Source organism: Haloarcula laminariae, assembly GCF_025457605.1.
In the GTDB taxonomy this organism is placed as follows: Archaea; Halobacteriota; Halobacteria; order Halobacteriales; family Haloarculaceae; genus Haloarcula; species Haloarcula laminariae.
In genome coordinates this window covers 337,827-361,460 of sequence record NZ_JAMZFY010000002.1, presented here as the reverse complement: position 1 = coordinate 361,460, position 23,634 = coordinate 337,827, and the positions used below count along the sequence as shown (strand labels likewise).

The following is a 23,634-nucleotide window of genomic DNA, read 5'->3' as shown; positions in this document are numbered from 1 at the left end:
TTCTACCATCTTTGCGAAGCGAGACCGGTAGCACACGTCAACCCGTTTGTCGTCCCGTGACACCGTGCTTGCTCCTAGAAACCGTTCCGTACTGGACTGACAGATGCGTCCCCGTCGTCTAATCGTATCTCCGTCACGGAGCAGTTCGGCGGGGAGTGGGCGGTCAGCGCCGCGGCCCGCGAGCGTCCGGTGACGAGCGACAGCACGACCTTGACGACGCCGCCGTGGGTCACCAGCAGGGCGGTCTCGCCGTCGTCGACCCGCTCCCGGAGTCCCGCCCACGCCGACTCGACGCGGGCACAGAACTCGTCGATGCCCTCGGCGCCCTCGGGGGCGGCGGCGAGCGCGGAGACGCTGTCGCCGGACGCGTGGTCCGGTTCGCGCTCGAACAGCTCCTCGGCGAGAAAGCCCTGGTAGACGCCAAAGCCCCGTTCACGCCACGCCCGGTCGACGGTCGGGTCCGGCAGGCCGTCGCCGGCCGCACGCAGGTGGTCGGTCGTCTCGCGGGTCCGTCGCAGGTCCGAGGCGACGACGCGGTCCACGTCGTACTCGTCGGCCAGCCACGCCCCCAGCGCCTGGGCCTGCTCGTGGCCCCGGTCGGTCAGCCCCGTAGCGGCCCACCCCTGGACCCGCCCCTCGCGGTTCCAGGGGGTCTCGCCGTGGCGCACGAGCAGCAGCGTCGTCATCGCTCGGCGCCCCCGCTCGACCTGCGCCGGGCGACCAGCAGGCCGCCCTCGAAGACGAGGAGCAGCGCCAGGGCGACCCCGGCGGCCGCGGTCGGCGCCAGGCCGAACTGGTCGACGAGCCGGAACAGGGTCGGGTCCGGCGTCGAGAGGTAGCCGACGACGATGGCGACCGTCCAGACCGGCAGGCGGACCCGGCGGAGGCCCCGCCACAGCCGCGCGCTGCCGTAGTAGTTCTTGTTGAGGTAGGCCGTCAGCTCGAAGAGGAGGATGAGCCCGCCGCCGACCAGGATGGAGGGCGCGAAGCCGACCTCGGCGAGCGGGCCCGTGACCGAGCTCGGCAGGGCGCCGTAGTAGCCCGTCGGCACCGGGAGCGGGCTGAGGACGTAGCCGACGAGGGCAAAGAGGAGATAGGCGTAGGGCCGGCGCTTGGCCACGTCCCCGGCGGTCGGCATCGGGGAGCTGGTGCCGGTCCACTTCAACAGGAGCAGAGTCCCCTCGAAGAGGCCGATCATCGTCACCGCGACCATCAGCGGCGCCATCCCGGTCGGGTCCGGGCTGAAGACGAAGGCGATGGCCGCGAAGGCGCCCCAGAAGTAGAGCCGGCGCTGGACCAGCCACCGGCGGGTCACGATACCCATCATGATGGCCAGCATGACGAACAGCGGAATCTGGAAGACGATGGCGAAGAAGCCCAGCATCAGGATGATGAGGTTGAACGTCTCACCCAGGCCGAACGCGAGGTCGGCCGCCCGGTCGGAGTAGGTGATGAAGTAGTCGAACATCGCCCGCAGGACGAGGAAGTACGCGAACGCGACGCCGACGGCCGCGAGCACCAGGCTCGTGGGCACCGCGGCCAGGTAGTAGCGGCGCTCGTTGGGGTACAGCCCCGGGCGCATGAACAGATACGTCTCGTAGACGAACACCGGCAGCCCGACGACGAGCCCCACCAGCGAGGCCACCTTCAGCCGCGCGAGGATGAGCGCGAGCGGACTGTAGACGTGCGGGCAGTCGGCGCCGGCGGGACCGGCCGCCTGACCGCCCGGCTGGGCGTCGACGGCGACGCGGGCGCAGTTCTCGGCCGGCCCGTCGAGGAAGGAGTACCACAGGAAGTTGATGAGCTCGTCCGAGGCCGGCAGGGCGAGCACGGCAACCCCGGCCATCACGGCGAGCACGATGAACAGCCGGGTCGCCATCTCCTCGACGTGGTCCGCAAGGGGCATCTCCTCGTCGTCCGGGGCGCCGTCGAAGGCCCCGTCCGACGCGCCCGGTTCCGGCGCAGGTTCGGGGCCGGTCGCTCCCGCGTCGCCGGCGGGCGCCGGGGCCCCGCGGGGGTCCAGGCTCGGGTAGATATCGCTCTCGTGGCGTGAGATGTCCCCGTCGAAGCCCGAGCGGTCCACGTCGTTACCCATCTGGGACGCGTTTAGCGGGAGGTCGTTGTAAACTTTCTTTTCGAGCGAAGCCGGCCCGCGCGGGCCATGAACAAATTGATAACGGTCAGTCGGCTACCCACACGAGAGATGTCGAGCGCTATCGACGAGGACACCGTTCGCACGGTCCAGAGCGGCCGTGAGACGCTGGGTTCGATGCTATCGGCCGCCCAGTCGAACCTCCAGAAGGTGTTCATCGTCTTCGTCGTCGGCATGATAGGGACCATCATGGCCCTGCAGTACGGGGGGTGGGAGAGACTCCGTTCGGACCTGCTGTACTCCCAGATGAACGCAGCGACCCGGGAGGCTACCAGCACGGCCGCTATCACGCCCTTCGACGTCATCCTTTTGCAGGTGAAAATCGGGGCCGTCATCGGGATTCTCATGGCGGTGCCGCTGTTGATATTCTTCGGCCGCGACGGGCTCCGACGCCGGGGCTGGTGGCCCACCGAACATATCCCCGCCTGGAAGGGCGCGCTGTTCGTCGTCATCAGCCTTGGGCTGTTCGCCGTCGGCGTCGCCTACGCCTACGAGCTGTTCTTCCCGATAATGTTCAACTTCCTGGCCGGCAACGCGCTGGCCGCCGGGTTCACCCCGCAGTACTCCATCGTCAAGTGGTTCCAGTTCGTTTTCCTGCTCGCGGTTTCGTTCGGCCTGGCGGCCCAGCTCCCCCTGATGATGACCATCCTCTCGTACACGGGTATCGTCCCCTACGAGACGTTCCGGGAGAAGTGGCGCCTGGCCGTCCTCGCTATCTTCGGGTTCGGGGCGCTTTTCTCCCCGCCGGACCCCTTCACGCAGATTATGTGGGCCATGCCGCTGTGTGGCCTCTACGGCTTCAGCCTCGCGCTCTCGAAGCTCGCGGTGACGGTCAAACGGTCGGGCGACCTCATCAGCACCCGCCGGGTCGCCCGCGAGCAGTGGAACACCATCCTGGGCGCGTTCGTGGCCGTCGGCGGCGGGATATACCTCCTGTTGACCACGTCGGCCTTCGACGCGCTCCGGGCCATCGACGCCGCCGCCGCGCCCTACTCGGAGAGCCTGAAAGGGAACCTCGCCAGGCCCGACCTGCTCGGCCTCTCGACGGCGGAGACCGCGGTCGCCATCGGCGCCGTGATCGGGCTCGCCGGCGCGGCGGTCGTGCTGTACTACCACGTCCTGCAGGCGCTCTCGGAAAGCGCCGTCCCCGCCGGCCGGCGCCACGGCGACCCGACCGCCATCGACATCGGCGAACTTGACGCCTCGGCGGTCAGGGTCGCCCCCGAGGAGGCCTTCGAGGTCATGACTGAGGAGGAAGCGCTGGGCCACGCCGACCGGGCGCTGTCGAGCGGTGACGAGGAGAAGGCCCAGGCGGTCCTCGACCGCTGGGACGCCGTCCACGAGGACGGCGGGCCCGACGCGCCCGAGACGGGCGGCGAAGGGGACACGGCGGACGACCAGTCCGAGGACAGCGACAACGTCCTCGCTTCGACCACGGCGGGGATGGCCGACGCCTTCACCGAGGAGGAGACCACCGAGGACGACATCGGCGGCTACTACTACGACATCCGCTTCATCCTCGACTCGCTGCTCTCGAAGGCGTTCTGGATACTGGGGCTGTTCGGCGCCGTGCTGGCCGGCGTCTTCCTCTTTCTCTACCAGGGCGGCATCGGGGTCATCCGGGAAGTGTTCGTCGGCCGCCTCCCCGAGGAGATGCAGGCCGGCGTGAACATCGTGACGCTGCACCCGGTCGAACATCTGGTCTTCATCGTGAAGTTCTCGACCATCGTCGGGGCCGTCTCGATAATCCCGCTCGTGGCCTACTTCGCGTGGCCGGCGCTGAAAGAGCGCGGGTTCGTCGTCGGCGACCGGAAGATACTGCTGGTCTGGGGCGGGTCGCTCTTCGGCGCGCTCGCCGTCGGCAGCCTCGTCGGCTTCCTCTACGTCGCGCCGGTGACTATCTCGGCAATCGCCCGCGACCAGCTGCAGGCCAACATGATAATCTCCTACCGCATCAGCAGCTTCGGCTGGCTCGTGTTCTTCCTCACGGTCGGCATCGGTCTGCTCGCGGAGATACCCATCACGATGTTCCTGTTCCACCGCGGCGGAATCGTCCCCTTTAGCCTGATGTACGACCGCTGGCGCGAGGTCGTCATCGGCATCGTCACGCTCTCGGCGCTGTTCTCGCCGAAAGGCATCTTCACCATGTTCCTGGTCGGCATCCCCGTCTCGCTCGCGTACCTGCTCGGCCTGGCAATCCTGTGGGTGTACACGCTGGGCGGTCGCCGGACCCCGAAGGGACGGGGCGAACCGGCCGATTAGGACCGCTTCGACTGATTTAAGCCGGCCGGCAGTATTCTCCAGATATGCCCAAGATAAGCGTCGAAGTGCCCGCTGAACTCCTCGAGGACCTGGACGGCCACGTCGGCGAGGACGGGAAGTTCGTCAACCGCAGCGAGGCGATTCGGGCCTCCGTCCGCAAGACGCTGGACCTGCTAGACGACATCGACGAGCGACAGGGGCGCCTCGATGACGAGCAGTGAGGACCCCCTGCGCGTGGGCCTGGTCGGCCTCTTCGTCACGTCGCTGGTGGTCGCCCAGGTCACCGCCTCGAAGCTGCTCGCCTTCTCGCTGCCCGTCGCGCTGCCGGTCGTCGGCGACGGGCTGGTCCTTCCGGGGGCGGCGCTGGCGTACGCGCTGACGTTTTTCGCGTCGGACTGCTACGCGGAGCTGTACGGGCGACGGGCCGCGACCATCGTCGTCAACGTCGGCTTCGCGATGAACTTCGTCCTGCTGGCGCTGGTCTGGTCCACCATCCTCGCGCCAGGGCTGCCGGGCCAGCAGGTCGACCCCGCGGCGTTCCGCGCGGTGCTGGGTTCGAGCACCGCCATCGTCGCCGCCAGCCTCGCCGCCTACGTCGTCAGCCAGAACCTCGACGTCGTCCTCTTTCACGCGCTGGGCGACGCGACGGGCGGTGACCACCTCTGGCTGCGCAACATCGGCTCGACGGCGACCAGCCAGCTGGTCGATACGGTCATCTTCGTCGGCGTGGGGTTCGTGCTGCTACAGGGGCTCTCGCTCCCGGCGGCGCTGTCGCTCGTCGTCGGCCAGTACCTCCTGAAACTCGCCATCGCGCTGGGTGACACCCCCTTCGTCTACGCCGTCGTCGCCGCGGCCCGTGCCCGCGACCAGGCCGCCCGCCCGTCGCCGTGGTAAGCGAGACATCGACCGGAGGGAGATGTCTCGGATTGCGAGCGGGGAGCGAAGCGACCCGCGAGCAGTAGCGAAGACCCTCGATAACGGACCGCAGAGAAGTGGCGAGACTATTCTGCCGGCTGCGCGAAGGCAAAGCGCGGTTTCACGTCGTCGATGCGCACCTCGACCGTCTCGCCCTCCTCGACGCCGCTGACGAAGACGGTAAAGTCCTCGACCTTCGCGATGCCGTCGCCCTCCTCGCCGATGTCGTCGATGGTCACCTCGACCACGTCGCCGGCCCGGACCGGCGCGGTCAGTCGGTGTTTGGCGACGAGATACAGCTCCGAAGAGGAGTCACGCGAGGCGTCCGGGCGCACTTCGCGGACGTACTCGAACTCCGGTTCGATGTCGGCCTTCAGGTCCTGCAGGTCCTGCCCGTCGAACACCTTCGCCGCGAAGTCCCCGCCCGAGCCGAGCAGGTCGGTCGCGACCTCGAAGGCCTGTCGGACCAGGTGGACCGAGCGGGCGTGGTCCAGGTCGTAGTCGCCGCTCATGTTCGGCGCCATGTCCGAGACGACCACGTCGACGGGACCGCCGAGTTCGTCCGAACTGCCGCCGACAGCGTCGCGGACCTTCTGTTTCGTCGACTCTTCCGTCATGTCCCCGCGGACGTATTCGACGGTCGGCTCCGGGTTCTCCAGGTCCTCGATGCGCTGGCGGTCGACGCCGACGACGGTGCCGCGTTCGCCGACGCGTTCGGCGGCGACCTGCAGCCAGCCCCCGGGAGCCGCGCCGAGGTCGACGACCGTGCGGCCCTCGCCGAGCAGGCCGGCGGTGTCGTCCAGCTGCTGGAGCTTGTAGGCCGACCGGGCGCGGTACCCCTGCTGTTTGGCTTTGTTGTAGTATTCGTCCTTACCGGACATCGTTACTTCACCGAATCCCCTGTCGAAACTGCTGGCGAATTCCAGTTCATACTGGAGATGACGCCGCGGAACCGGAAAGGTACATCGGATGGGGGCTGGCGCTCAACTCCGAACGTGAGCGGGGCAACACGGCAGGGACGGGCGTTCCCTGCTACGATTGCGGGACGGGCCGTCGGGACCCGTGCAAAACGGAGTCAGTTACTGGTGGTGACGCTTCCGGGCGTATACGCCGCTGCGGCCGGGCCGCCGATGTCGAACATCCCGCCGCTGTAGGTCACGGTCACGGTGTCCGTGACTCGCTCGCCGCGGTCGTCCTCGATGGTCACCGGGACGTCGACCTCGTCGCCGTCGGCATACCCGTCCGGCCACTCGCCCATACTCCGGATGGACTCGGGCCACTCCTCGTTCTCCCCGCCACTGTCGGGCTCGAAGTAGAGGTGTCGGGGGTTCGGGAAGAACGGCACGACTTCGGCGGTGCCGCCGGCGGGAACGAGCACGTGGTCGGAGGGGTCCGACAGCCGGTCGTCGGCCGCGCCGGCGGGCGCGACGGTCGCGACACCGTCGGTGAGGTAGACGCTCGTGTCCGGTTTGAAGCCCCACTGTGGAACGAACAGGGGGCCGTCGCCCGCGTTCTCTATGGTGACAAGCGCGGTAGTGAACTCCCCGCTGTACTCGTTGGCGGCCTCCTCGGTCATCGGACGGTCGTTCTTGGCTGCCTGCGACCGCACGCGGCTCACCGACGGGTCGGCGGCGAAAGACTCGGTCGTCGAGTCGATTTCGTTGTCCTCGTCGTCGACGGCGACCAGTCTGACCGCTTCGCCGTGGAAGGTCCGGTCGGCACTGAAAACCGTGATTTCGGAGGCACCCGTGGGGACCTCCTCGCTCCCGATTAGCTCGTCTTCCCAGAACGCGTTCACCGCGGCGACCGCGTCGTCGCTGATACCGACGGTCAGTTCGCCGTCCTCGAACCCGATATCGCCGAACGGACCGTCAGCGCGGGCGTCGGTACTTCCGTCGCCGCCGCTGCTGTCACCGTCGCCGGAGTCGGAACCGGTCTCGTCGGGGCTGCTGCCGCTGCACCCGGCGAGGCCGAATATCGCTGCGGCCCCAGCCGTCGTAAAGAATGTCCGTCGTTTGAGACTATTCTCGTCCGTCGTGGAACTTCGTCGAGTCATGATACGTATCTTATCTATGTACGTACCGCTTGCATGCGGTTCGGTACTCGTCTGCGGATAGTTGGTGGAAAATCATCGGCTTAGATATTACTGTTTGCACTAGATTTACTGATAAAAACAAACGCCTACCGGCTGAGAACGCCAGTTAGTGAGTGGGAGCTGACATAACAAACCTCAGCTTTCTGTTCGCAAACAGTGGCCGTCGCCCCCGGCGGGCCAGGGGAGTATCATACTCTGCTCTCGGTGTCGCTTCGCCGGTGTCAGCGCCGCCGACCCAGCAGCCAGCCCGTCCCGAGCAGTCCCGCCAGCCCGCTGGCGACGCCCATGCCGGGGCCTGCGGCGCCGACACCGCCCCCGCCATCTTGGGTCTCGGGGTTCGGCGTGAAGTCCCGGCTCCGGAGCTGTGCCAGGTTGATACCGACCGGTTCGAGGTAGATGCCGAGGTACCCGCTCCGGCACTGCTCGCGGTTGTTGATGATAAACAGCGCCCCGGGCTCGACCTCGACGCGCTCGTGGAGATACAGCGTTATCTGCGTCTGTTCGGGGTCGGCCTTCCGGTCGATGAGCTGGGCGTCGTAGGCCAGCGTCTCGTCGTCGGCCCAGTCGACGAAATCGCACTGGTCGGCGACGCCGGCCTCCGTCGGGTCGACGCCGGGACCGATGTGGATGAAAAAGCCCGTCACCGTCTGGTCGTACTGCTGCTGTTCGGGGATGACGGCCCGTTGCTGCCCGCCCTGGTCGCCGCCGCCGTCCGTCTCCGTCTGGCCCGCGGCGAGGCCGGCAGTTCCGAGCGCCCCAGCGCCGACAGCGACTGACCGGAGCACTGCCCGACGGCTCCACCGGCGCGTCCTCTCGTCGACTGGGTCGGTCATTCACTCTCGCTTGTCGTGCCGGTCGGATACGGGCGGTGCCTGCAGTCGCAACCACCCCGTCGCCCGCTGTGTCCGGCCCGCCCCCGCGCGCACGCGGATTCAATGAGGGACTTTTTAATGCATGGGGGCGTAGCCCGGTTCAAGATGTTCAACGCCATCGTGAGTGCGGACACGCTCAAGTCGGCTCTCGACTCAGTGAGCGTGCTGGTGGACGAGTGCAAGATCCACCTCGAAGACGACGGGCTGGAGATTCGGGCGGTCGACCCGGCCAACGTCGGCATGGTCGATCTGCGACTCGACGCGGCGGCCTTCGAGTCCTACGAGACCGACGGCGGCCTCATCGGGGTCAACCTCTCCCGGCTGGAGGACATCGCCGGGATGGCTGACTCGGGCCAGCTCGTCCACCTCGAACTCGACGAGGAGACGCGCAAGCTCCACATCGCCATCGACGGCCTGGAGTACACGCTCGCACTCATCGACCCCGACTCCATCCGCCAGGAGCCCGACCTCCCCGACCTCGACCTCTCCGCCCACATCGTCATCGAGGGGAAAGACATCAACCGCTCGGTGACCGCCGCGGACATGGTCAGCGACCACATCGCGCTGGGCGTCGACGCGACCGACGAGCTGTTCTACGTCGACGCCGAGGGCGACACCGACGACGTCCACCTCGAACTCACACAGGAGGACCTCATCGACCTCACGCCCGGTGACGCCCACTCGCTGTTCTCCCTTGACTACCTGAAGAACATGAACAAGGCCATCCCGAAAGACGCCGAGGTCGAGATGGAACTGGGCGAGGAGTTCCCCGTCAAGATGCACTTCGACTTCGCCGAGGGCCAGGGGCGGGTCACCTACATGCTCGCGCCGCGCATCCAGAGCGAGTAACCCGCACCACCGAGGCTCAGGCTTTTTCCGCGGCTCTCCGGTACGACGACGTATGGTCCCCGCCGAACCGACTGCCGGCGACTGGTCGACCGACCCACAGTATCTCGCTCTCGACGGCCGGCGGCTCGCCTACGAGACCTACGGCGACCCGACCGGCCGCCCCGTCCTCTTCTGTCACGGGACGCCCGGCTCGCGGCTGCTCGGGCGGCTGCTCGACGCCCCCGCCGCCGAGCGCGGCGTTTGCCTCATCGCCCCCGACCGGCCGGGTATCGGCGACTCCGACAACGCCGATAGGGGCATCGCCGACTGGCCCGACGACGCCGCCGCGCTGCTGGCCCGTCTCGACGCCGACGCGGCCGGGGTGGTGGGCTTCTCCGGCGGGGCTCCCTTCGCGCTTGCCTGTCACCGGCTGGACGCCGTCGAGTCGGTGACGGTGGTCAGCGGGAGCGGGCCGCCCGGCGTCGGGGACAGGGGCCGGGCACAGCGAGCGATGGGGGCACTGGCCCGACACGTCCCGCGGCTGTGTGCGCCGCTCGTCCGGCTCCAGCGGTGGGCGCTCGGTCGACAGGGCCCCGACGCGGCGCTGGACCTCGTCGCGGACACGCCGCCCGAAACCGAGGCGCTCACGACCGACGAGGTCGCCGAGCTGGTCCAGGCCGACGTGCTGGCGGCGACGAGCCGCGGGCCGGGCGGCGTCGTCCGTGAACTCGGTCTGCTCGCCGAGCCGTGGCCGTTCGAACTCGACGCGGTCTCGGTCCCGGTCGCCGTCTTGCAGGGCCGGCGGGACACCAACGTCGCCCCGGCCACCGGCGAGGCACTCGCCGACCGGCTCCCCGACGCCACGCTCGAACGGGTCGACAGCGACCACCTGGGGACGCTCTGTCTGGCCGCGGGGCGCGCGCTCCGGGGTCCGACGCCCGTCTGACGTACCGTTTTGTGGGATGGGACACAACGAATTCGCATGGAGCAGCTCGGAGACGCGTACGGCGGCCGCCGCTGGGAGGGGCGGGACCCGCGTCGCGTCTTCGCCGGGGCCACGCTCTGTGTCGTGGGGGCGCTCGCGGTCGTGTTCGGCCTGCTGGTCGTGACGACGCCCGTCGGCGGGTGGCTGGGCGCGAGCGACCTCCGGGCCGCCGAGAAGCTCGCCGGGACGCTGGGCGGGCTGGGCATCCCGGCGATGTTTCTCGGCGTCGTGGCCGTCCTCCCGTCCTCGCGGCGCGAAAACGTTGGCGTCCTCGTCGGCGCCGGGCTCTGTCTGGTCGGCGTCGCCCTCTTCCAGGTGGCCTACCCGGAGCGATGGACCACCGGCGCGGAGACGCTCGCCTTCGAGACGGCGATGGCGTACTTCCTCGGGGCCGCCCTGGCGTTCTGGTTCGTCTTCACCGCGATGGCGAGTTTCCGCACCCGGAACAACCCACAGGGGATGGTCCGGCTGGAGCTGACCCGCCGGGGCGAGTCGAAGACCGTGACCGTCTCCCGCGAGGAGTACCAGCGCTACGCGGCGGCGATTCGCAGCGACGGCGGCGAGAGTGAGCAGGTGATTCGGGAACTGGAGTCCCGGGCGGGACTCCGGTCGGAGCGGGACAGCGACGACGCGGACGGACCGTCGTAGGCCGGACGGAACCGCGAGGCGTTTTTACGTGCCACGACGAAACGACGGGCAATGGCAAACTCGAACGCGAAGGGGGACCGCCGCGAGCGGGAACTGGTCAACGCACTCGACGAGGCCGGCTTCGCGGTGATGCGGGCGCCGGCGAGCGGCAGCGCCACCGAGCGGGAACTGCCCGATGTGCTGACCGGCGACGGGGAGACGTTCTACGCTATCGAGGCGAAATCAAGCGCCGGCGACCCCATCTACCTGGACGGGGAGGAGATAGAGGCGCTGCTCTTTTTCGCGCGGAACTTCGGCGCGAAACCCCGCGTCGCCGCCCGCTTCGACCGCGAGGACTGGTATTTCTTCCACCCGGGCGAGCTCTACACGACCGACGGCGGGAACTACCGGGTCAAGAAGGAGACGGCGCTGGCCGACGGCACCGACTTCGAGGAGTTCGTCGGCAACACGGAGAAGGTCACGCTCGACGAGGTGGCCGAGGAGAGCGGCCCGGACCAGGCCGTCCTGGACGTCCTCTCGGCGTTCGAGCGGGGCGACCTCTCGAAGGACGAGGCGGCCGAGATGCTGTAGCGCCGACGAAGGTTTATCCGGGATACCGGTGCCAGAACGCATGCCGCCGTCGCGGGGGTGGGCCGAACCGACTCGTGGTGCGTCGAACCGCCCAGAAGCGTCGACGCGCCGACGGCGGCGTCCCCGTGTCGAGCGGTCATGCTGGCGGCTCGTGAAGATAATCGGTAGTGACTTACCTCAGTTTGAGACAGCCGTCGGTATCACTCGATGCGCTGTTCGTCGGTCCGCTCCAGCCGCGACCGCGGGAACGCGTAGCGCCGGGAGGGGTTCGAGCCCCGGGCGTCGCTCAGATACGTCGCCTCGACGACTGGGTCGTCGGCGGGGTAACCGTCGTTTCGCTCGTACTCCGCGACGGTCTCCCCGGTGGCCTCGACGACGCGCTCGTCGGCCCGCTCGTCGAGAACGCGGGCGACGACGAGGCGCTTGCCCGTCTCGCGGTCGAGGACGATATCGCCGGCGACGAGCCGGCAGTGCCGGCAGCGGTGGGGCGGGGACGCCGCCTCGGGGACGAACGTGACACGGCCACAGACATCACAGCGCGCCCGCTCGCGGCCCGGCGGGGCGACGCTGCGGGCGGTTATCTCGATGGCGACCCGCCGCAGGTGTTTGCACTGCTCGCCGCGGATACGGTGGTCCGGGCAGCTACAGCTGTGCTCGCGCAGGTCGACGCGGTAGGTGTGGCCGCTCTCGGTGGTGACGGCGTACGTGTCGTCCTCGCGACGGTCGACGGCCATCCGCTCGGTCCAGGCGCGGCGGGACCGGGCGTCGAGTCTCTCGGGGTCGGGTGCCAGTGCAGTCGGCTCGGTGTCGTCCGAGGGGTGAATCAGGGTCATAGCGGGCGGACACGGCTGTTTTTCGCGGTGTGTCCAGTCGAAACGTAGGGCCCGAACGACCCTAAATCTCTCGGCGGTACGGAGGGGTCGGGCGCTTCGACACCCTTTTGCCCGCCCCGGGGATATCGCCGGATATGGAAATCGAGCGGGAGGCAATCGTACAGGTCGTCATCTCGGCCATCGCCCTCGTGACGTTCGTCGGCGCAACCGTCTACGTCGCCTCGACCTACTCGGCGAACGGGGGGCTGACTCCGCAGGGCGGCACCGCACTGGTCGGCGCTATCGGGCTCTTCGTCGTCGTGATGCTCGGAGCGGGTATCTGGCTGGAACGCCAGCAGTTCTAAGCTTCGGCCTCGTCGTCGCTGTTCTCGTCGCGCCAGTCCTCCAGTTCCTCGTCGTCGGCGTCGTCTATCTTCCGCTCGTAGTACGCCATCGGGTGTGAGATTTGCTCACAGAGGTCGTCCATGTTGACACAGTCGCCGTAGGACTGCATGGTCGAACACGCCGGCGTGGAGTACTCGGTCGGGCTGGTGTCCCCGCGGATGTGGTCGACCTGATAGCGGGTCGCCTCCTCGCCGAACCCGGGGTTGACGTTGAACAGGTCGACGATCTCGTCGGTCGTCATCCCGATGCTCGTCAGGAAGGCGGCGATGGCGAAGCGGGAGTGGTGTTCGAGGTGTTCGCCCTTCTGGACCTGGTCCAGCAGCGCCTGCATACACGGCGGGAACAGCTCCGGCACGACGGTGTCTATCTCCCGTGTGAGGTCGAGCTCCGCGAGCACCTCGTTCAAGCGTTCGACCTCGTCGCCGAGCTCGTCGGCGATGGGGTCGGGCACCTGGAACGGGAGCCCCTCCGCGACCCGGTGGCGGATGGCCTGCTTCAACAGGACGTGGAGTTCGTCGGCGGCGATGCGGACCCGTCCGTCGGCCAGCGGCCGGTTGACCAGCCGCCAGCGGTCCCCGCGCTGGTCGGCCGCCAGGTCCAGATACGTCCCCACCTCGACCCAGTAGCCGCCGTCGGCGTCGGTGACGGCGCTGGCGAGGTCGAACTCGGCGAGCAGCTGGTCGAGACTCACCCGCTCGGTGCTCGTGGACTTGAACTCCGTCGTCGCCGCGAACTCCTCGCTGAACCGCTCCTGGGCCGTCTCGGCCTCGGCCTGGGCGTACTTGCGGGTACAGACGTGTGTATCGACGAGCGAGACGAGCACCCGCGCGACCGGATAGGAGAGCAGTTCCACGCGGGTCCGCCGGTGTGGCTCGCCGACCGTCCCGTCGGTGATGGCGTGTTCGACCCGCTCCACGGCCCGCTGGGTGACGGCGTCGTCGGTCGCGACCACCTCGCCCAGGTCGACCGCCGCCGTCTCGACGGCCTCGCGGGCGGCGGCCAGGAACGGGTAACGCGCGTGGAGGGGCTGCATGGACACCGCTTGCGCGCCGGGCCGAATAAAATTGCCGTCCCGGGGTCAGCGGTCAGCACAGCGGGTCCGCTTTCGGGGCGACATCAGGACGGGATTCCTCGCCTGTAGACCAGCCAGTACGAGAGCGGGAGCGTCACCGCCAGAATCACCACCGTCGAGAGGAGCTGTGAGTACGGGTCGGGCGGCAGCAGGAACGCGGCGACGAAGAACCCACCCATAATCAGGAGGGACTCGACCGCGAAGAATTCGACCAGGAGTTTTCCGGCCATTGATACGTTCAGTCGGGCGCCGAACCGTATGTGTTCCCGCGACGACGCCGCTGAACGGGCAGACGGTCGCTCCCCGTGCGCGTCTCGCCGGGCCCCTCCGCGGGTCACGCTGTTCCCGTTCGGCTGTTCGGTGCTCGCGCCAAGCGCGAGCACCTACGTCCCGTGCTGCCAGGAGTCCATGTACTCCGCCTGCGTGTCGGTCAGCGCGTCGAACTCGACGCCCTCGGCCTCCAGCTTGATCTCCGCGACCTCCTTGTCCAGCCGGTCGGGCACGTCGTGGACGCCGGCCTCGTAGGCCCCGCCGTTCTCGACCAGTTCGCGCACCACGACGGCCTGGACGCCGAAACTCTGGTCCATCACCTCGACCGGGTGACCGAGCGCGATGGGGGTCGCCAGGTTCACGAGTCGGCCCTCGGCGAGCACGTTCAGCCGCCGGCCGTCTTCCAGCTCGTAGGCCTGGACGCCGTCGCGGGCCTCGTAGCTGTCGACCGCGAGGTCCGAGAGGGCGTCGAGGTCAATCTCCACGTCGAAGTGGCCGGCGTTGGCCAGCAGGACGCCGTCCTGCATCGCCTCGAAGTGCTCCTCGACGATGACGTCGCGGTTGCCCGTCGTCGTGATGAACACGTCGCCCTCGGCGGCGGCCTCGGCCATCGGCATGACGTCGTACCCCTCCATGTGCGCCTCCAGGGCGCGGCGGGGCTCGACCTCCGTGACGACGACGTCGGCGTTCTGGCCGCTCGCCTTCTTGGCGACGCCCTTGCCGCAGTGGCCGTAGCCGGCGACGACGACGGTCTTGCCGGCCCACGAGAGGTTCGTCGTCATCGCAATCGACGCCAGCGAGGACTCGCCGGTGCCGTGGACGTTGTCGAAGAGGCGCTTCATCGGCGTGTCGTTGACGGCGAAGACGGGGTAGTCGAGCTGGCCGTCCTCGTCCATCGCACGCAGGCGGTGGACGCCGGTCGTCGTCTCCTCCGCGCCGCCGACGATGGTGTCGATGAGCTCGGGGTACTCCTCGTGGATGGCCGCGACGAGGTCCATCCCGTCGTCGACGGTGATGGTCGGCTCGTGGTCGATGACGGCCTTGATAGCGTCGTAGTAGGCCTCGTCGTCGACGCCGCGCTCGGCGTAGGAGGTGACGCCGTCGACGGCGTCGAGCGCGGCGCTCACGTCGTCGTGCGTCGAGAGGGGGTTACAGCCGGTGATGGCGACCTCCGCGCCGCCGGCGGCCAGGAGCTCGGCCAGGATGGCCGTCTTCGCCTCGACGTGCATCGCCATGCCGATTCGCTCGCCGGCGAAGGGCTGGTCGGCCTCGAACTCGGCGGCGAGTGCGTCGCAGATGGGCATGTGCTGGGCTGCCCAGTCCATCTTCCGACGGCCCGACTCGCGGGCCGCGTCGACGTCGTCGAGTCGCTCAGAGATGGGCGCTGTCATGCCCGGAAGGAAGGAGAGAGTTCGTAAAACGCTACCGAAGCCAGTCAGTTGCCGTTGCCGCGAGCCTGTTCCGGCGGCCCGCCGCTGTCGTCGTCTTCCGTCCCGCTGTCGTCGTCAGCATCCGTCTCGTTGTCGTCCGCGTCGTCGCTATCTTCGGACGGGCCGGCGTGCTCGGGCGGACCGCGCTCGTCGCCCTCGGTCTCGTTGTCGTCCGCGTCGTCGCTATCTTCGGACGGACCGGCGTGTTCGGGCGGGCCGCGCTTGTCGCCCTCGGTCTCGTTGTCGTTCCCACCGGCGTGCTCGGGCGGGCCGCGCTTGTCGTCATCGACGGGCGGGCCGGCCCACGCCGGCGCGTTGCCCGGGTTGTTCTCGGTCACGTAGTCGGCGACCTGCTGGCCGACGCCGGTCGTGTTGCCCGCGAGCAGCGACTCGACGAACGCCGAGACCTGGGCGCCGAAGCCGACGGATTCGTTGCCCGCAGAGACGGTCAGGTCGGCCGTCGTCGAGCCGGTCGCCCCCTCGGCAGTCGCAGTCACTTCGACGGAGACGTTCTCCGTCGGCTCGGGAAGTGTCGCCGTCCCGTTCGCGTCGGTCGAGTAGTTACCGCTGGTGCCCTCGTACGTACCGTTGTCGAGCGCCTCGACGGTCACGGTGGCGTTCTCGACCGCGGTGCCGTTGTCGGTCACCGTCACGGTCGGCTCGGCGTCGGTCTGGTCGACCGACACGTCGAGCGCGTCGTTGCCGGCGGTGTCGGCCGCGACGGTCGCCGCCCCCGGTCCCAGCGCGAACAGGACCAACCCCATCGTGGCCATAACTGCGAACAGTCTGGTATGCATCACACGTCTACGCTGGACGGACATCTGATTAAACCCCCAATCCCGTTCAGTCCGTTCACCCGGTTTGCCGTCCAGGTATGAACCGTTCAAAAGCCGTTAGAGCGTTTATCGACAGTTATGAGCGTTTAACCTTCCTCGGCCGCCCGCTCGACCAGCGCCGCGGCGTGGTCGCTCGCCCGCTCGCGGACCGCCCGCTCGTCGAGGACGGTGACCTCGCGGTCCCGCATGAGCACGGTGCCGTCACACACCGTGTGGCACACGTCGCTGCCGCGGGCGGCGTAGGCCAGATGCGAGACGAGGTCGTGGGCCGGCGTCAGGTGCGTGGCGTCGAGGTCGACGACCGCGAGGTCGGCGTTCGCGCCGGCCTCGATGCGCCCCGAGTCGAAGCCGAGCAGGTCGGCACCGTTTGCGGTCGCCATCTCGACGGCCGTCTCGGCGGGGACGGCGCTCGCGTCGTCGGCGGCGAGCTTGCCGACCATCGCGGCGTCGCGCATCTCGTCGAACATGTCGAGGTCGTTGTTCGAGGCCGCGCCGTCGGTTCCCAGCCCGACGGTGACGCCGGCGTCGAGCAGCTCCTGAACCGGCGCCATCCCGCTCGCGAGTTTCATGTTCGAGGCCGGACAGTGGACCGCCCCCGTCCCGGTATCGGTCAGCAGGTCGATTTCCGTCTCGTCGACGTGGACGCAGTGGGCGAGGAAGGTGTCCGCCCCCATGAGCCCCACGTCGTCGGCGTATTCGAGCGGCCGAACGCCGTGGTCGTCGACGAGCGGGTCGACCTCGTCGGTCGTCTCGTTGGCGTGCAGGTGGATGGGCAGACCGGCCTCGACGGCCTCCGGGACGAACTCCCGGAGGTACTCCTCCCCGACGGTCGTCAGGCTGTGGGGCTGGAACGTGGTCCTGATGCGGCCGCCGGCCGCGCCGTCGAGTTCCAGCGCCGTATCGAGACTCGCCTGCATGTCCGCCCGCGCCCCCTCGTCGTCCTTGGCGACGGTGACGGCGGTGTGGCCCAGCAAGGCCCGCAGGCCCGCGTCCTCGACGGCCGCCGCTATCTCGTCGACGTGGAAGTACATGTCCGAGAGGGCCGTCGTCCCCGACCGAATCATCTCGACCAGGCCGAGTTCCGCGCCGACGCGGACGTCCTCGGCCGTCAGTTCGGCCTCGACGGGCCAGATGTCCTCCTGGAGCCAGGCGTCGAGCGGCTTGTCGTCGGCGTAGCCCCGAAGCAGGGTCATCGCGACGTGGGTGTGGGCGTTGACCAGCCCGGGGACGACGAGGCCGTCGCCGGCGTCGAGTTCGTCGTCGCCGGACAGTTCTCCGGGGTCGTCGACGGCGACGATGTCGCCGCGGTCCTGGTCGACGAGTACGTCCGCGCGCTCTACGGTCATATCCGGTCTGAGGACCTGGCCGCCGGTGACGAGGAGCTCCGTCATGGGGCGAGGTTGGGAACGGCCGCTCTTAGTTCGGCCGGGTTCCGCGCTGTCGGCGTCACGTCCCTTTCGTCAGCGTCTTTCCGGTCGAAGCCCCGTGGCTATCCGATGGGTGTCACCGACCGAGTTCGTGGCGTCGTCAGCGACTCGCGGGCCGGCAACCCCTACCGCCTGCTCGCGGCCGTCTCCGCCGGGTGGTTCCTCGTGCTGGGGATGCGCTTTGTCGTCCCCGCCGTCCTCCCGACCATCCGCGCGGAGTTCGGCATCTCGAACACGCGGGCCGGCATCGCGGTCACCGTCCTCTGGCTCACCTACGCGGCGATGCAGTTCCCGGCGGGGGTGTACATCGACCGCGTCGGCGAGCGGACGCTGCTGGTCGGGTCGGCGCTGCTGTCCGGCATCGGACTGCTTGGCTATCTGGTCGCGCCGACGTACGCGCTGTTCGTCCTCGCCACCGCCGGCTTCGGCATCGGGACCGGGCTCTACGGGCCGCCCCGCGGGACCCTGCTCTCTCGGACCTTCGACGCCCGCGAGGGGGTCGCCTTCGGGACCGTGATGGCCGCCGGCTCCGTCGGCTCGGCCGTCCTCCCGCTCGCCGCCGCCGTCGTCACGACCCGCTACGGCTGGCGGGCCGGGCTGGCGGCCGTCGCCCCGCTCTTTCTGCTCGTCGCCGGCGCGCTGTGGCTCAGCGTCTCGGACCGGGAGACGGCCACGGAGCAACGGTCGCTGTGGGCCGACCTCCGGGCGGTCGTCGCCGGCCTCGGCGACCGGCGGCTGGCGCTGGCCGTCGGCGGCGCGATGGTGATGTTGCTCGTCTTTCAGGCCGTCACGGCGTTTCTGACGACGTATCTCGTCACTACGCACGGTCTCACGCAGGGGACCGCCGGGGCGATTCTCTCCGGGCTGTTCGTCGGCGGCGCCGTCTCCCAGCCAGTGGCCGGCCGGCTGTCCGACCGCTACGGCTCGCCCAGGGTCCTCGTCGGCATCGCGGTGGTCAGCGCCGTCCCGCTGGCGCTCTTGCCCCTGCTTTCGGGGCGGGCCGTCCTGAGCCTGGCCGCCGCGGCTATCGGCGTCCGGATGTGTTCGGGACCGCTGACCAACGCCTACATCGTCGATTTGCTCCCCGACGCCGTGGAGGGCACCGGCTGGGGGCTTCTGCGAACGGGCTTCTTCTCGGTGGGTGCGACCGGGTCGACGCTCGTGGGCCTCTTTGCCGACCGCGGGCTGTTCGACCTCTCGTTCTACGTGATGGCCGGGCTGACGCTGCTGGCCGGCGGGCTCTTTCTCCTGTTGCCGCGGCGCGACTAGCGGAGAGGGAAAGACAGTAGACCCGCCCCCTCCCAGTCACAGTATGCGAATCGCCGTCCCCAACAAGGGTCGCTTGCACGAGCCGGCCGAAGAGTTGCTCGAACGGGCCGGCCTCCACATCGTCGACGGGGCCGACCGTCAACTGTACGCCGACACCGTCGACCCCGAGGTGACGATACTGTACGCCCGCGCCGCCGACATCCCGGAGTACGTCTCGGACGGCGCCGCCGACATCGGCATCACCGGGCTGGACCAGGTCAGGGAGTCCGAGGTCGGCGACCTGGCGGAGCTGCTGGACCTGGAGTTCGGGAGCTGTCGGCTCGTCCTGGCCGCGCCGGAGGAGGGCGACATCGAGACCGTCTACGACCTGGACGGCGGCACCGTCGCCACGGAGTTCCCCAACATCGCCCGGCGCTACTTCGACGACCTCGACGTGTCGGTCGAACTCACCGAGGTCTCCGGCGCGACGGAGCTGACGCCCCACGTCGACATCGCCGACGCCATCATCGACATCACCTCGACGGGGACGACCCTGCGGATGAACAAGCTGGGCATCATCGACGAGGTGCTCGCCTCTTCCGTGCGGCTGTTCGCCCGCGAGGACGTGGCCGACGACGAGAAGGTCGAGCAGGTCCGGATGGCGCTGCAGTCGGTGCTGTCGGCGGAGGGCAAGCGGTACCTGATGATGAACGTCCCCGAGTCGGCGCTGTCGGACGTGAAGGAGGTCCTCCCGGGGATGGGCGGCCCGACGGTGATGGACATCGCCGGCAGCGACGACGTGGCCGTCCACGCCGTCGTCGACGACAGCCACGTCTTCGAGACCATCAACGACCTCAAGCAGGTCGGCGCGCGCGACGTGCTGGTGACCGAAATCGAACGCTTAGTCGAGTGACGGCGCCTGTCGCCCCGGTCCGGGACTCAGGCTGAGCGCCCGGTGTCGCGCCGGCCCAGCCGCCACAGCGCCAGCGCGAAGCCGAACCCGAGCGCGGGGAACACCGCGAGCCCGAGGAAGGTCCCGTTCACGCCGACGGTCGACAGCAGATATCCCGAGACGGCCGCGCCGGCCGCGCCCACCCCGAACGAACAGAGGTAGGTGTAGCCGTAGGAGAGCCCCCGGCCGCCCGGCGGGCTGTTCTCGGCGATGGTCGCCTGATAGAGCGGCTGGAGGGCGAAGAGCAGGAAGCCAAGCACGGCGCTGACCGCGAGCAGCGGCCCCACCCCGATCCGAGCGGCGGGGACGAAGGACACAGCGACCACCGCGAGACCGGCGAAGACAGCCACCATCCCGGCGGCCGTCGGAATGCGGTCGGTGAGCTTCCCGCCCGCGTACTGGCCGCCGATACCGACGGTCAACAGCGCCACGTACAGGTACGAGGCGAGGTCGAACTCCGCGGCGAGCGGGCTGTCGGCGAACAGCCCGACCACGTCGCCCAGTGGCGGGAGGAAGTCCCCGAGCACGTCCGGGAGGAAGGTGAGCACGCCGCGATAGAACAGCCCGTTGGCTATCACGACCAGCATCGCGAGGGTAAAGCCCGCGGTGAAGAGCGCGCGGCTGTCGGTCAGAAACTCCGCGAGCGAGTCCGGGGCGCCGGTCGTCGAGTCGCCGCCGTCGCTCGCGGGTTCCGGGGCCGCGTCGACGGCGGCCGTCTCGTCGAACTCGGCGGTGCGGGCGTAGGCCACGGCGGCGACCGCCGGGAGGACGAGCAGGGCGGCGACGACGCGCCAGTCGACCACCAGCAGGAGCAGGGCGGTGACGAGCGGTCCCAGCGCGATGCCGGCGTTGCCGGCCATCCCGTGGTAGGCGAAGCCGGTCCCCCGGGCCTCGACGCCCTTCGAGATGAGCGCCAGCCCGGCCGGGTGGTAGACGCTGGCCGCGAGGCCCCACAGGCCGAGCGCGACGGCGATGACCGGGACCGAGGGCGCGACGGAGAGCAACAGGAACGAGGCGCCCATCCCGACCAGACAGGCGGTGACGAGCGTGTTCGAGCCGTAGCGGTCCGCCAGCACGCCGCCGGGTAGCGCCCCCACGCCGAACAGGCCGTAGCCGACGGCGACGGCGGTGCCCAGCGTGGCGGTCGTCACGGGGAACTCGGTGAGCCAGACGACGACGAAGATTGGGACGGAGAGCTCGTAGGTGTGGACCAGCGCGTGGGCCAGCCCGGTGAACGAGACGATAGCGCGGTCGTTGCTGTCCATTTATATGAGCCCGAAGATGTTGTTCAGTGCGAAGCCAAGCACCGCGGCGAAGGCCAGGTGGAGCGCGACGAGCGGCGCCGTCGAACTCGTCGAGAGCCGATAGGAGAGGCTGATAGCGATGCCGTCGGCGACGAGCGTGGCGACGACGACCACGAGCACGCCGACGCTGGGCGAGACCAGTCCCGAGGCGACGCCCCACTGCTGGAGCAACATCGAGACGACGGCGGGGACGAGGGCGGCTTTCGCAGCCAGCTGTGTCGGTGTCTCCCCGATAAAGAAAGTCGCCGCCAGATGGAGGGTGACGGCGTAGAACAGCCACGTCAGCAGGAGTGTGACGATGACTGCGAGGACGCCGCCGCCCGTCAGACTCGGCGTTCCGGCCTGGAGCATACCCGACGGTTGGGCACGCCAGTGTTTGTGCGTTGTGCTACGGCGCCGACTGACGCCGCGCACCGTGTGGCGTCGTCCGTCGTGGCGTCTCGCGGTCTCAGTCCAGCAGGCCGAGCTCTTCGAGCCGGGAGACGATCTTGTCGACGGCCTCCTTGGCGTCGTCGGGCTTCTTGCCGCCGGTGATGACGAGTTTGCCCGAACCGAAGAGCAGGGCGACCACGTCGGGCTCGTCGAGTCGATAGACGAGGCCGGGGAACTGCTCGGGCTCGTACTCGATGTTCTCCAGGCCCAGCCCGATGGCGATGGCGTTGAGGTTCAGATTCCGACCCAGGTCCGCGCTCGTGACGATGTTCTGGACGACGATTTCGGGGTCGTCGTCGACCTGAATCTGTAGCTCACGGAGCTTGTCGAAGACGATGCGCAGGCTCTGGTGGACGTCGTCCGTCGACTTCGCACCGGTACAGACGATTTTGCCCGAACGGAAGATTAGCGCCGCGGATTTGGGGTCCTGCGTGCGGTAGACGAGTCCGGGGAACTGCTCAGGGTCGTAGTCGGCACCCTCGAGGTCCATCGCCACGCTCTGTAGGTCGAGCTCCTGGCCGATACCGGTCGAGGCGACGACGTTTTCGATGTTGATGGTCTCCTTGGGGTCAACCATATCTCGACTTAAAACACGTATTTAACCTTTATAAAGGTTCATGGCATGGATTGCCAGTTATCAGGGTATCCCCTATAATAAATCGTTTTAAATACGACAGTCATTCCGGCCGGTGCCACGTCGGCAGACGGGCCGTCCCGTCGGCTGGACCACGCGCCGTCCCCGGGTTCGGGCGCCGACCGCGGCGGACCGGCACGCTGATACCGCCCCGGGAACAGTGCCAGAGCGTGTACGTCCTCGAACTCGGCGGACAGGACGACCCCTTCGCGCGACGCGAGGCCGCGAGCGCGGCGAGCGACGTGGCCCCGCTCGCGCCCGGCCTCGCCACCGCCCGCGGCGTCACCGACCGCGCCCGCCACCTCGCCTACACACACCGGGCCTGCGAGCTCGTCGGGACCGGCGACCCCGATATCGGGAGCGCGGAAGCCGTCCTCGAAGCGGCCGCGCTCGACCGCGAGGGCACCGTCGCGGTCCGGGCCGTCGACGTGCGGGCCAGCGCGGGTATCGACACCCAGCGGGCCGAGCGAGCGCTGGGCGGCGTCCTCACCGACCGCGGCTTCGCCGTCGACCTGGAGCGCCCCGACCACACCCTCTACGCGTACTTCGCGGACCCCGCCGGCGACGACGAGACCGGCGACGCGGGCGGGCCCTGCTGTGCGCTCGGCTGGCAGGCCGTCGAGTCGCGCCGGGACTTCGGGAGCCGCCGGCCCACCGACCGCCCCTTCTTCCAGCCCGGCAGCATGGCCCCGCTGGAGGCCCGGGCGCTCGTGAACGTCGCCGGCGCGCGACCGGGGGCGACCGTCGTCGACCCGATGTGTGGCACCGGCGGGCTCCTGCTGGAGGCCGGCCTCGTCGGCGCCCGCGCGGTCGGCGGCGACGCACAGGCCAAGATGGTCCGCGGCGCCCGGGAGAACCTCCGGCATGTCCTCGACGGTCCGGGCCATCCCGGCGGCGCGTATCCGGACCCGGGCGGCTGGGACCTCGTCCGCGCGGACGCCGCCCGCCTGCCCCTCGCCGACGGCGCCGCGGACGCCGTCGTCTTCGACGCCCCCTACGGCCGCCAGTCCCGCATCGAGGGGGACCTCGCCCCCCTCGTCTCCGGCGCGCTCGCCGAATCCCGACGAATCGCTCCCCGGTGCGTGCTGGTGGCCGACCGCGACTGGTCCCACCTCGCGCGCGAGGCCGGCTGGACCGTCACCGACCGGTTCGAACGCCGCGTCCACCGGTCGCTGGTCAGGCACGTCCACGTGCTGGCGTGATTACACGGCCGCCGGCGGCCGGGAGTGACCGTCCGTTCAATTTTCCTGGACGAACGTCCACCGTTGCGGAATGGTAACAATGTTTAAGCTTCCGGACCGGACATGTGTGAGTGAGTATGCCACGGTGGTCAGACCCCGCTCCCTGTGACGACGAGGAACAGCTGTTCGAATGCCCGGACTGCGGCAGTCGGCTCTGTAGCGAGCGCTCGACGGTGAGCTGTGACCGGTGTGGGGTCGAGATGCAGAACCTCTCGGTCCCCCGCCCGCAGTAATCGGACCCGTT

General features: G+C 69.0%; 26 protein-coding genes. 12 read left to right on the top strand and 14 right to left on the bottom strand.

Translation table 11 applies throughout. From position 1 onward, the window contains the following. Window positions 1-74: 74 nt before the first annotated feature. Window positions 75-686 carry a histidine phosphatase family protein gene (locus NJQ98_RS13395; RefSeq protein ID WP_262179503.1) on the bottom strand — a complete coding sequence of 204 codons (612 nt, stop codon included), beginning with the start codon at window positions 684-686 and terminating at the stop codon, window positions 75-77. Next, the gene (gene tatC / locus NJQ98_RS13390) at window positions 683-2,095 is read right to left on the bottom strand and encodes a twin-arginine translocase subunit TatC (RefSeq protein WP_262179500.1); all 1,413 of its coding nucleotides are present in this window, start codon (window positions 2,093-2,095) and stop codon (window positions 683-685) included. The genes NJQ98_RS13395 and tatC overlap by 4 nt, the downstream gene beginning before the upstream one ends. A gap of 108 nt (window positions 2,096-2,203) precedes the next feature. On the opposite strand from tatC, the gene NJQ98_RS13385 reads away from it, so the two are divergent. Genes NJQ98_RS13385 through NJQ98_RS13375 form a run of 3 tightly spaced genes read left to right on the top strand, consistent with a single transcriptional unit; the run spans window position 2,204 to window position 5,308 of the window. Further along, window positions 2,204-4,414, top strand: a complete 2,211-nt coding sequence (locus tag NJQ98_RS13385) for a twin-arginine translocase subunit TatC (RefSeq protein WP_262179498.1) — start codon at window positions 2,204-2,206, stop codon at window positions 4,412-4,414. A gap of 44 nt (window positions 4,415-4,458) precedes the next feature. Then, window positions 4,459-4,635 (top strand): CopG family ribbon-helix-helix protein, encoded by a 177-nt coding sequence (locus NJQ98_RS13380; RefSeq protein WP_262179496.1) that lies wholly within the window; start codon window positions 4,459-4,461, stop codon window positions 4,633-4,635. Next, window positions 4,622-5,308: a queuosine precursor transporter gene (locus tag NJQ98_RS13375; RefSeq protein WP_262179494.1), complete on the top strand. Its 687-nt coding sequence runs from the start codon at window positions 4,622-4,624 to the stop codon at window positions 5,306-5,308. The genes NJQ98_RS13380 and NJQ98_RS13375 overlap by 14 nt, the downstream gene beginning before the upstream one ends. 107 nt (window positions 5,309-5,415) lie before the next feature. On the opposite strand, the gene NJQ98_RS13370 is transcribed toward NJQ98_RS13375, so the two are convergent. From NJQ98_RS13370 to NJQ98_RS13360, 3 genes are all read right to left on the bottom strand, one after another. Beyond that, a complete protein-coding gene (locus NJQ98_RS13370) occupies window positions 5,416-6,210 on the bottom strand; it encodes a 23S rRNA (uridine(2552)-2'-O)-methyltransferase (protein ID WP_262179491.1) in 795 nt (264 codons plus the stop codon). A gap of 194 nt (window positions 6,211-6,404) precedes the next feature. Beyond that, window positions 6,405-7,385: a hypothetical protein gene (locus tag NJQ98_RS13365; RefSeq protein ID WP_262179487.1), complete on the bottom strand. Its 981-nt coding sequence runs from the start codon at window positions 7,383-7,385 to the stop codon at window positions 6,405-6,407. Window positions 7,386-7,645: 260 nt separating this feature from the next. Next, entirely contained in the window at window positions 7,646-8,257 is a 612-nt protein-coding gene (locus NJQ98_RS13360) for a hypothetical protein (protein ID WP_262179485.1), read from the bottom strand. A 144-nt stretch (window positions 8,258-8,401) separates the two neighbouring features. On the opposite strand from NJQ98_RS13360, the gene NJQ98_RS13355 reads away from it, so the two are divergent. From NJQ98_RS13355 to hjc, 4 genes are read left to right on the top strand one after another with little or no spacing between them, the layout of a single operon-like run. Next, on the top strand, window positions 8,402-9,145 hold the full coding sequence (locus NJQ98_RS13355; RefSeq protein ID WP_262180996.1) for a DNA polymerase sliding clamp: 744 nt from the start codon (window positions 8,402-8,404) through the stop codon (window positions 9,143-9,145). Between the two features lie 52 nt (window positions 9,146-9,197). Further along, entirely contained in the window at window positions 9,198-10,070 is an 873-nt protein-coding gene (locus tag NJQ98_RS13350; RefSeq protein WP_262179482.1) for an alpha/beta fold hydrolase, read from the top strand. Window positions 10,071-10,106: 36 nt separating this feature from the next. Continuing rightward, complete coding sequence (locus tag NJQ98_RS13345; protein ID WP_262179480.1) at window positions 10,107-10,757, top strand: cell division protein CdpA domain-containing protein; 651 nt, start codon at window positions 10,107-10,109, stop codon at window positions 10,755-10,757. Between the two features lie 51 nt (window positions 10,758-10,808). Further along, window positions 10,809-11,327 (top strand): Holliday junction resolvase Hjc, encoded by a 519-nt coding sequence (gene hjc / locus NJQ98_RS13340; protein WP_262179478.1) that lies wholly within the window; start codon window positions 10,809-10,811, stop codon window positions 11,325-11,327. Between the two features lie 200 nt (window positions 11,328-11,527). Here the strand turns inward: hjc and NJQ98_RS13335 are convergent, their stop codons facing one another. After that, window positions 11,528-12,160, bottom strand: a complete 633-nt coding sequence (locus tag NJQ98_RS13335; RefSeq protein WP_262179476.1) for an SWIM zinc finger family protein — start codon at window positions 12,158-12,160, stop codon at window positions 11,528-11,530. Between the two features lie 134 nt (window positions 12,161-12,294). On the opposite strand from NJQ98_RS13335, the gene NJQ98_RS13330 reads away from it, so the two are divergent. Then, window positions 12,295-12,504 (top strand): DUF7472 family protein, encoded by a 210-nt coding sequence (locus tag NJQ98_RS13330; RefSeq protein ID WP_262179474.1) that lies wholly within the window; start codon window positions 12,295-12,297, stop codon window positions 12,502-12,504. Here NJQ98_RS13330 and priL read toward each other — a convergent pair. From priL to NJQ98_RS13305, 5 genes are all read right to left on the bottom strand, one after another. Next, on the bottom strand, window positions 12,501-13,577 hold the full coding sequence (priL, locus tag NJQ98_RS13325) for a DNA primase regulatory subunit PriL (protein WP_262179472.1): 1,077 nt from the start codon (window positions 13,575-13,577) through the stop codon (window positions 12,501-12,503). The two genes, NJQ98_RS13330 and priL, sit on opposite strands and share 4 nt — an antisense overlap. A gap of 83 nt (window positions 13,578-13,660) precedes the next feature. Beyond that, a complete protein-coding gene (locus NJQ98_RS13320) occupies window positions 13,661-13,846 on the bottom strand; it encodes a DUF7534 family protein (RefSeq protein WP_262179470.1) in 186 nt (61 codons plus the stop codon). A 153-nt stretch (window positions 13,847-13,999) separates the two neighbouring features. Then, window positions 14,000-15,277 (bottom strand): adenosylhomocysteinase, encoded by a 1,278-nt coding sequence (locus NJQ98_RS13315; protein ID WP_262179467.1) that lies wholly within the window; start codon window positions 15,275-15,277, stop codon window positions 14,000-14,002. 44 nt (window positions 15,278-15,321) lie between these two features. Next, window positions 15,322-16,113 carry a carboxypeptidase-like regulatory domain-containing protein gene (locus tag NJQ98_RS13310; RefSeq protein ID WP_262179465.1) on the bottom strand — a complete coding sequence of 264 codons (792 nt, stop codon included), beginning with the start codon at window positions 16,111-16,113 and terminating at the stop codon, window positions 15,322-15,324. 125 nt (window positions 16,114-16,238) lie between these two features. Continuing rightward, window positions 16,239-17,543 (bottom strand): amidohydrolase, encoded by a 1,305-nt coding sequence (locus NJQ98_RS13305; RefSeq protein ID WP_262179463.1) that lies wholly within the window; start codon window positions 17,541-17,543, stop codon window positions 16,239-16,241. Window positions 17,544-17,648: 105 nt separating this feature from the next. Here NJQ98_RS13305 and NJQ98_RS13300 point away from each other — a divergent pair, with 105 nt between their 5' ends. After that, window positions 17,649-18,848 (top strand): MFS transporter, encoded by a 1,200-nt coding sequence (locus tag NJQ98_RS13300; RefSeq protein ID WP_262179461.1) that lies wholly within the window; start codon window positions 17,649-17,651, stop codon window positions 18,846-18,848. Window positions 18,849-18,891: 43 nt separating this feature from the next. After that, window positions 18,892-19,740, top strand: a complete 849-nt coding sequence (gene hisG / locus NJQ98_RS13295) for an ATP phosphoribosyltransferase (RefSeq protein WP_262179459.1) — start codon at window positions 18,892-18,894, stop codon at window positions 19,738-19,740. A 26-nt stretch (window positions 19,741-19,766) separates the two neighbouring features. On the opposite strand, the gene NJQ98_RS13290 is transcribed toward hisG, so the two are convergent. The 3 genes from NJQ98_RS13290 to NJQ98_RS13280 form a co-directional block, all read right to left on the bottom strand. Continuing rightward, window positions 19,767-21,044 (bottom strand): MFS transporter, encoded by a 1,278-nt coding sequence (locus NJQ98_RS13290; protein WP_262179457.1) that lies wholly within the window; start codon window positions 21,042-21,044, stop codon window positions 19,767-19,769. Continuing rightward, window positions 21,045-21,434, bottom strand: a complete 390-nt coding sequence (locus NJQ98_RS13285) for a DUF7473 family protein (protein ID WP_262179455.1) — start codon at window positions 21,432-21,434, stop codon at window positions 21,045-21,047. Between the two features lie 97 nt (window positions 21,435-21,531). Then, entirely contained in the window at window positions 21,532-22,092 is a 561-nt protein-coding gene (locus tag NJQ98_RS13280; RefSeq protein ID WP_262179453.1) for a TATA-box-binding protein, read from the bottom strand. 227 nt (window positions 22,093-22,319) lie between these two features. On the opposite strand from NJQ98_RS13280, the gene NJQ98_RS13275 reads away from it, so the two are divergent. Both NJQ98_RS13275 and NJQ98_RS13270 read left to right on the top strand, forming a co-directional pair. Continuing rightward, entirely contained in the window at window positions 22,320-23,351 is a 1,032-nt protein-coding gene (locus tag NJQ98_RS13275) for a methyltransferase domain-containing protein (RefSeq protein WP_262179451.1), read from the top strand. Window positions 23,352-23,467: 116 nt separating this feature from the next. Further along, complete coding sequence (locus NJQ98_RS13270) at window positions 23,468-23,623, top strand: rubrerythrin-like domain-containing protein (RefSeq protein ID WP_262179449.1); 156 nt, start codon at window positions 23,468-23,470, stop codon at window positions 23,621-23,623. Window positions 23,624-23,634: the final 11 nt, after the last annotated feature.

Excerpts from the sequence above, each read along its gene's own strand:
- NJQ98_RS13300 (WP_262179461.1), top strand. The coding sequence starts at position 17,649 with ATGGGTGTCACCGACCGAGTTCGTGGCGTCGTCAGCGACTCGCGGGCC.
- hjc (WP_262179478.1), top strand. The coding sequence starts at position 10,809 with ATGGCAAACTCGAACGCGAAGGGGGACCGCCGCGAGCGGGAACTGGTC.
- tatC (WP_262179500.1), bottom strand. The coding sequence starts at position 2,095 with ATGGGTAACGACGTGGACCGCTCGGGCTTCGACGGGGACATCTCACGC.
- NJQ98_RS13310 (WP_262179465.1), bottom strand. The coding sequence starts at position 16,113 with ATGCATACCAGACTGTTCGCAGTTATGGCCACGATGGGGTTGGTCCTG.
- NJQ98_RS13370 (WP_262179491.1), bottom strand. The coding sequence starts at position 6,210 with ATGTCCGGTAAGGACGAATACTACAACAAAGCCAAACAGCAGGGGTAC.
- NJQ98_RS13270 (WP_262179449.1), top strand. The coding sequence starts at position 23,468 with ATGCCACGGTGGTCAGACCCCGCTCCCTGTGACGACGAGGAACAGCTG.
- NJQ98_RS13355 (WP_262180996.1), top strand. The coding sequence starts at position 8,402 with ATGTTCAACGCCATCGTGAGTGCGGACACGCTCAAGTCGGCTCTCGAC.
- NJQ98_RS13360 (WP_262179485.1), bottom strand. The coding sequence starts at position 8,257 with ATGACCGACCCAGTCGACGAGAGGACGCGCCGGTGGAGCCGTCGGGCA.
- NJQ98_RS13335 (WP_262179476.1), bottom strand. The coding sequence starts at position 12,160 with ATGACCCTGATTCACCCCTCGGACGACACCGAGCCGACTGCACTGGCA.
- NJQ98_RS13285 (WP_262179455.1), bottom strand. The coding sequence starts at position 21,434 with ATGCTCCAGGCCGGAACGCCGAGTCTGACGGGCGGCGGCGTCCTCGCA.
- NJQ98_RS13315 (WP_262179467.1), bottom strand. The coding sequence starts at position 15,277 with ATGACAGCGCCCATCTCTGAGCGACTCGACGACGTCGACGCGGCCCGC.
- NJQ98_RS13290 (WP_262179457.1), bottom strand. The coding sequence starts at position 21,044 with ATGGACAGCAACGACCGCGCTATCGTCTCGTTCACCGGGCTGGCCCAC.
- NJQ98_RS13365 (WP_262179487.1), bottom strand. The coding sequence starts at position 7,385 with ATGACTCGACGAAGTTCCACGACGGACGAGAATAGTCTCAAACGACGG.
- NJQ98_RS13280 (WP_262179453.1), bottom strand. The coding sequence starts at position 22,092 with ATGGTTGACCCCAAGGAGACCATCAACATCGAAAACGTCGTCGCCTCG.
- NJQ98_RS13345 (WP_262179480.1), top strand. The coding sequence starts at position 10,107 with ATGGAGCAGCTCGGAGACGCGTACGGCGGCCGCCGCTGGGAGGGGCGG.
- NJQ98_RS13380 (WP_262179496.1), top strand. The coding sequence starts at position 4,459 with ATGCCCAAGATAAGCGTCGAAGTGCCCGCTGAACTCCTCGAGGACCTG.
- NJQ98_RS13305 (WP_262179463.1), bottom strand. The coding sequence starts at position 17,543 with ATGACGGAGCTCCTCGTCACCGGCGGCCAGGTCCTCAGACCGGATATG.
- NJQ98_RS13385 (WP_262179498.1), top strand. The coding sequence starts at position 2,204 with ATGTCGAGCGCTATCGACGAGGACACCGTTCGCACGGTCCAGAGCGGC.
- NJQ98_RS13350 (WP_262179482.1), top strand. The coding sequence starts at position 9,198 with ATGGTCCCCGCCGAACCGACTGCCGGCGACTGGTCGACCGACCCACAG.
- NJQ98_RS13395 (WP_262179503.1), bottom strand. The coding sequence starts at position 686 with ATGACGACGCTGCTGCTCGTGCGCCACGGCGAGACCCCCTGGAACCGC.
- NJQ98_RS13320 (WP_262179470.1), bottom strand. The coding sequence starts at position 13,846 with ATGGCCGGAAAACTCCTGGTCGAATTCTTCGCGGTCGAGTCCCTCCTG.
- hisG (WP_262179459.1), top strand. The coding sequence starts at position 18,892 with ATGCGAATCGCCGTCCCCAACAAGGGTCGCTTGCACGAGCCGGCCGAA.
- NJQ98_RS13375 (WP_262179494.1), top strand. The coding sequence starts at position 4,622 with ATGACGAGCAGTGAGGACCCCCTGCGCGTGGGCCTGGTCGGCCTCTTC.
- NJQ98_RS13330 (WP_262179474.1), top strand. The coding sequence starts at position 12,295 with ATGGAAATCGAGCGGGAGGCAATCGTACAGGTCGTCATCTCGGCCATC.
- priL (WP_262179472.1), bottom strand. The coding sequence starts at position 13,577 with ATGCAGCCCCTCCACGCGCGTTACCCGTTCCTGGCCGCCGCCCGCGAG.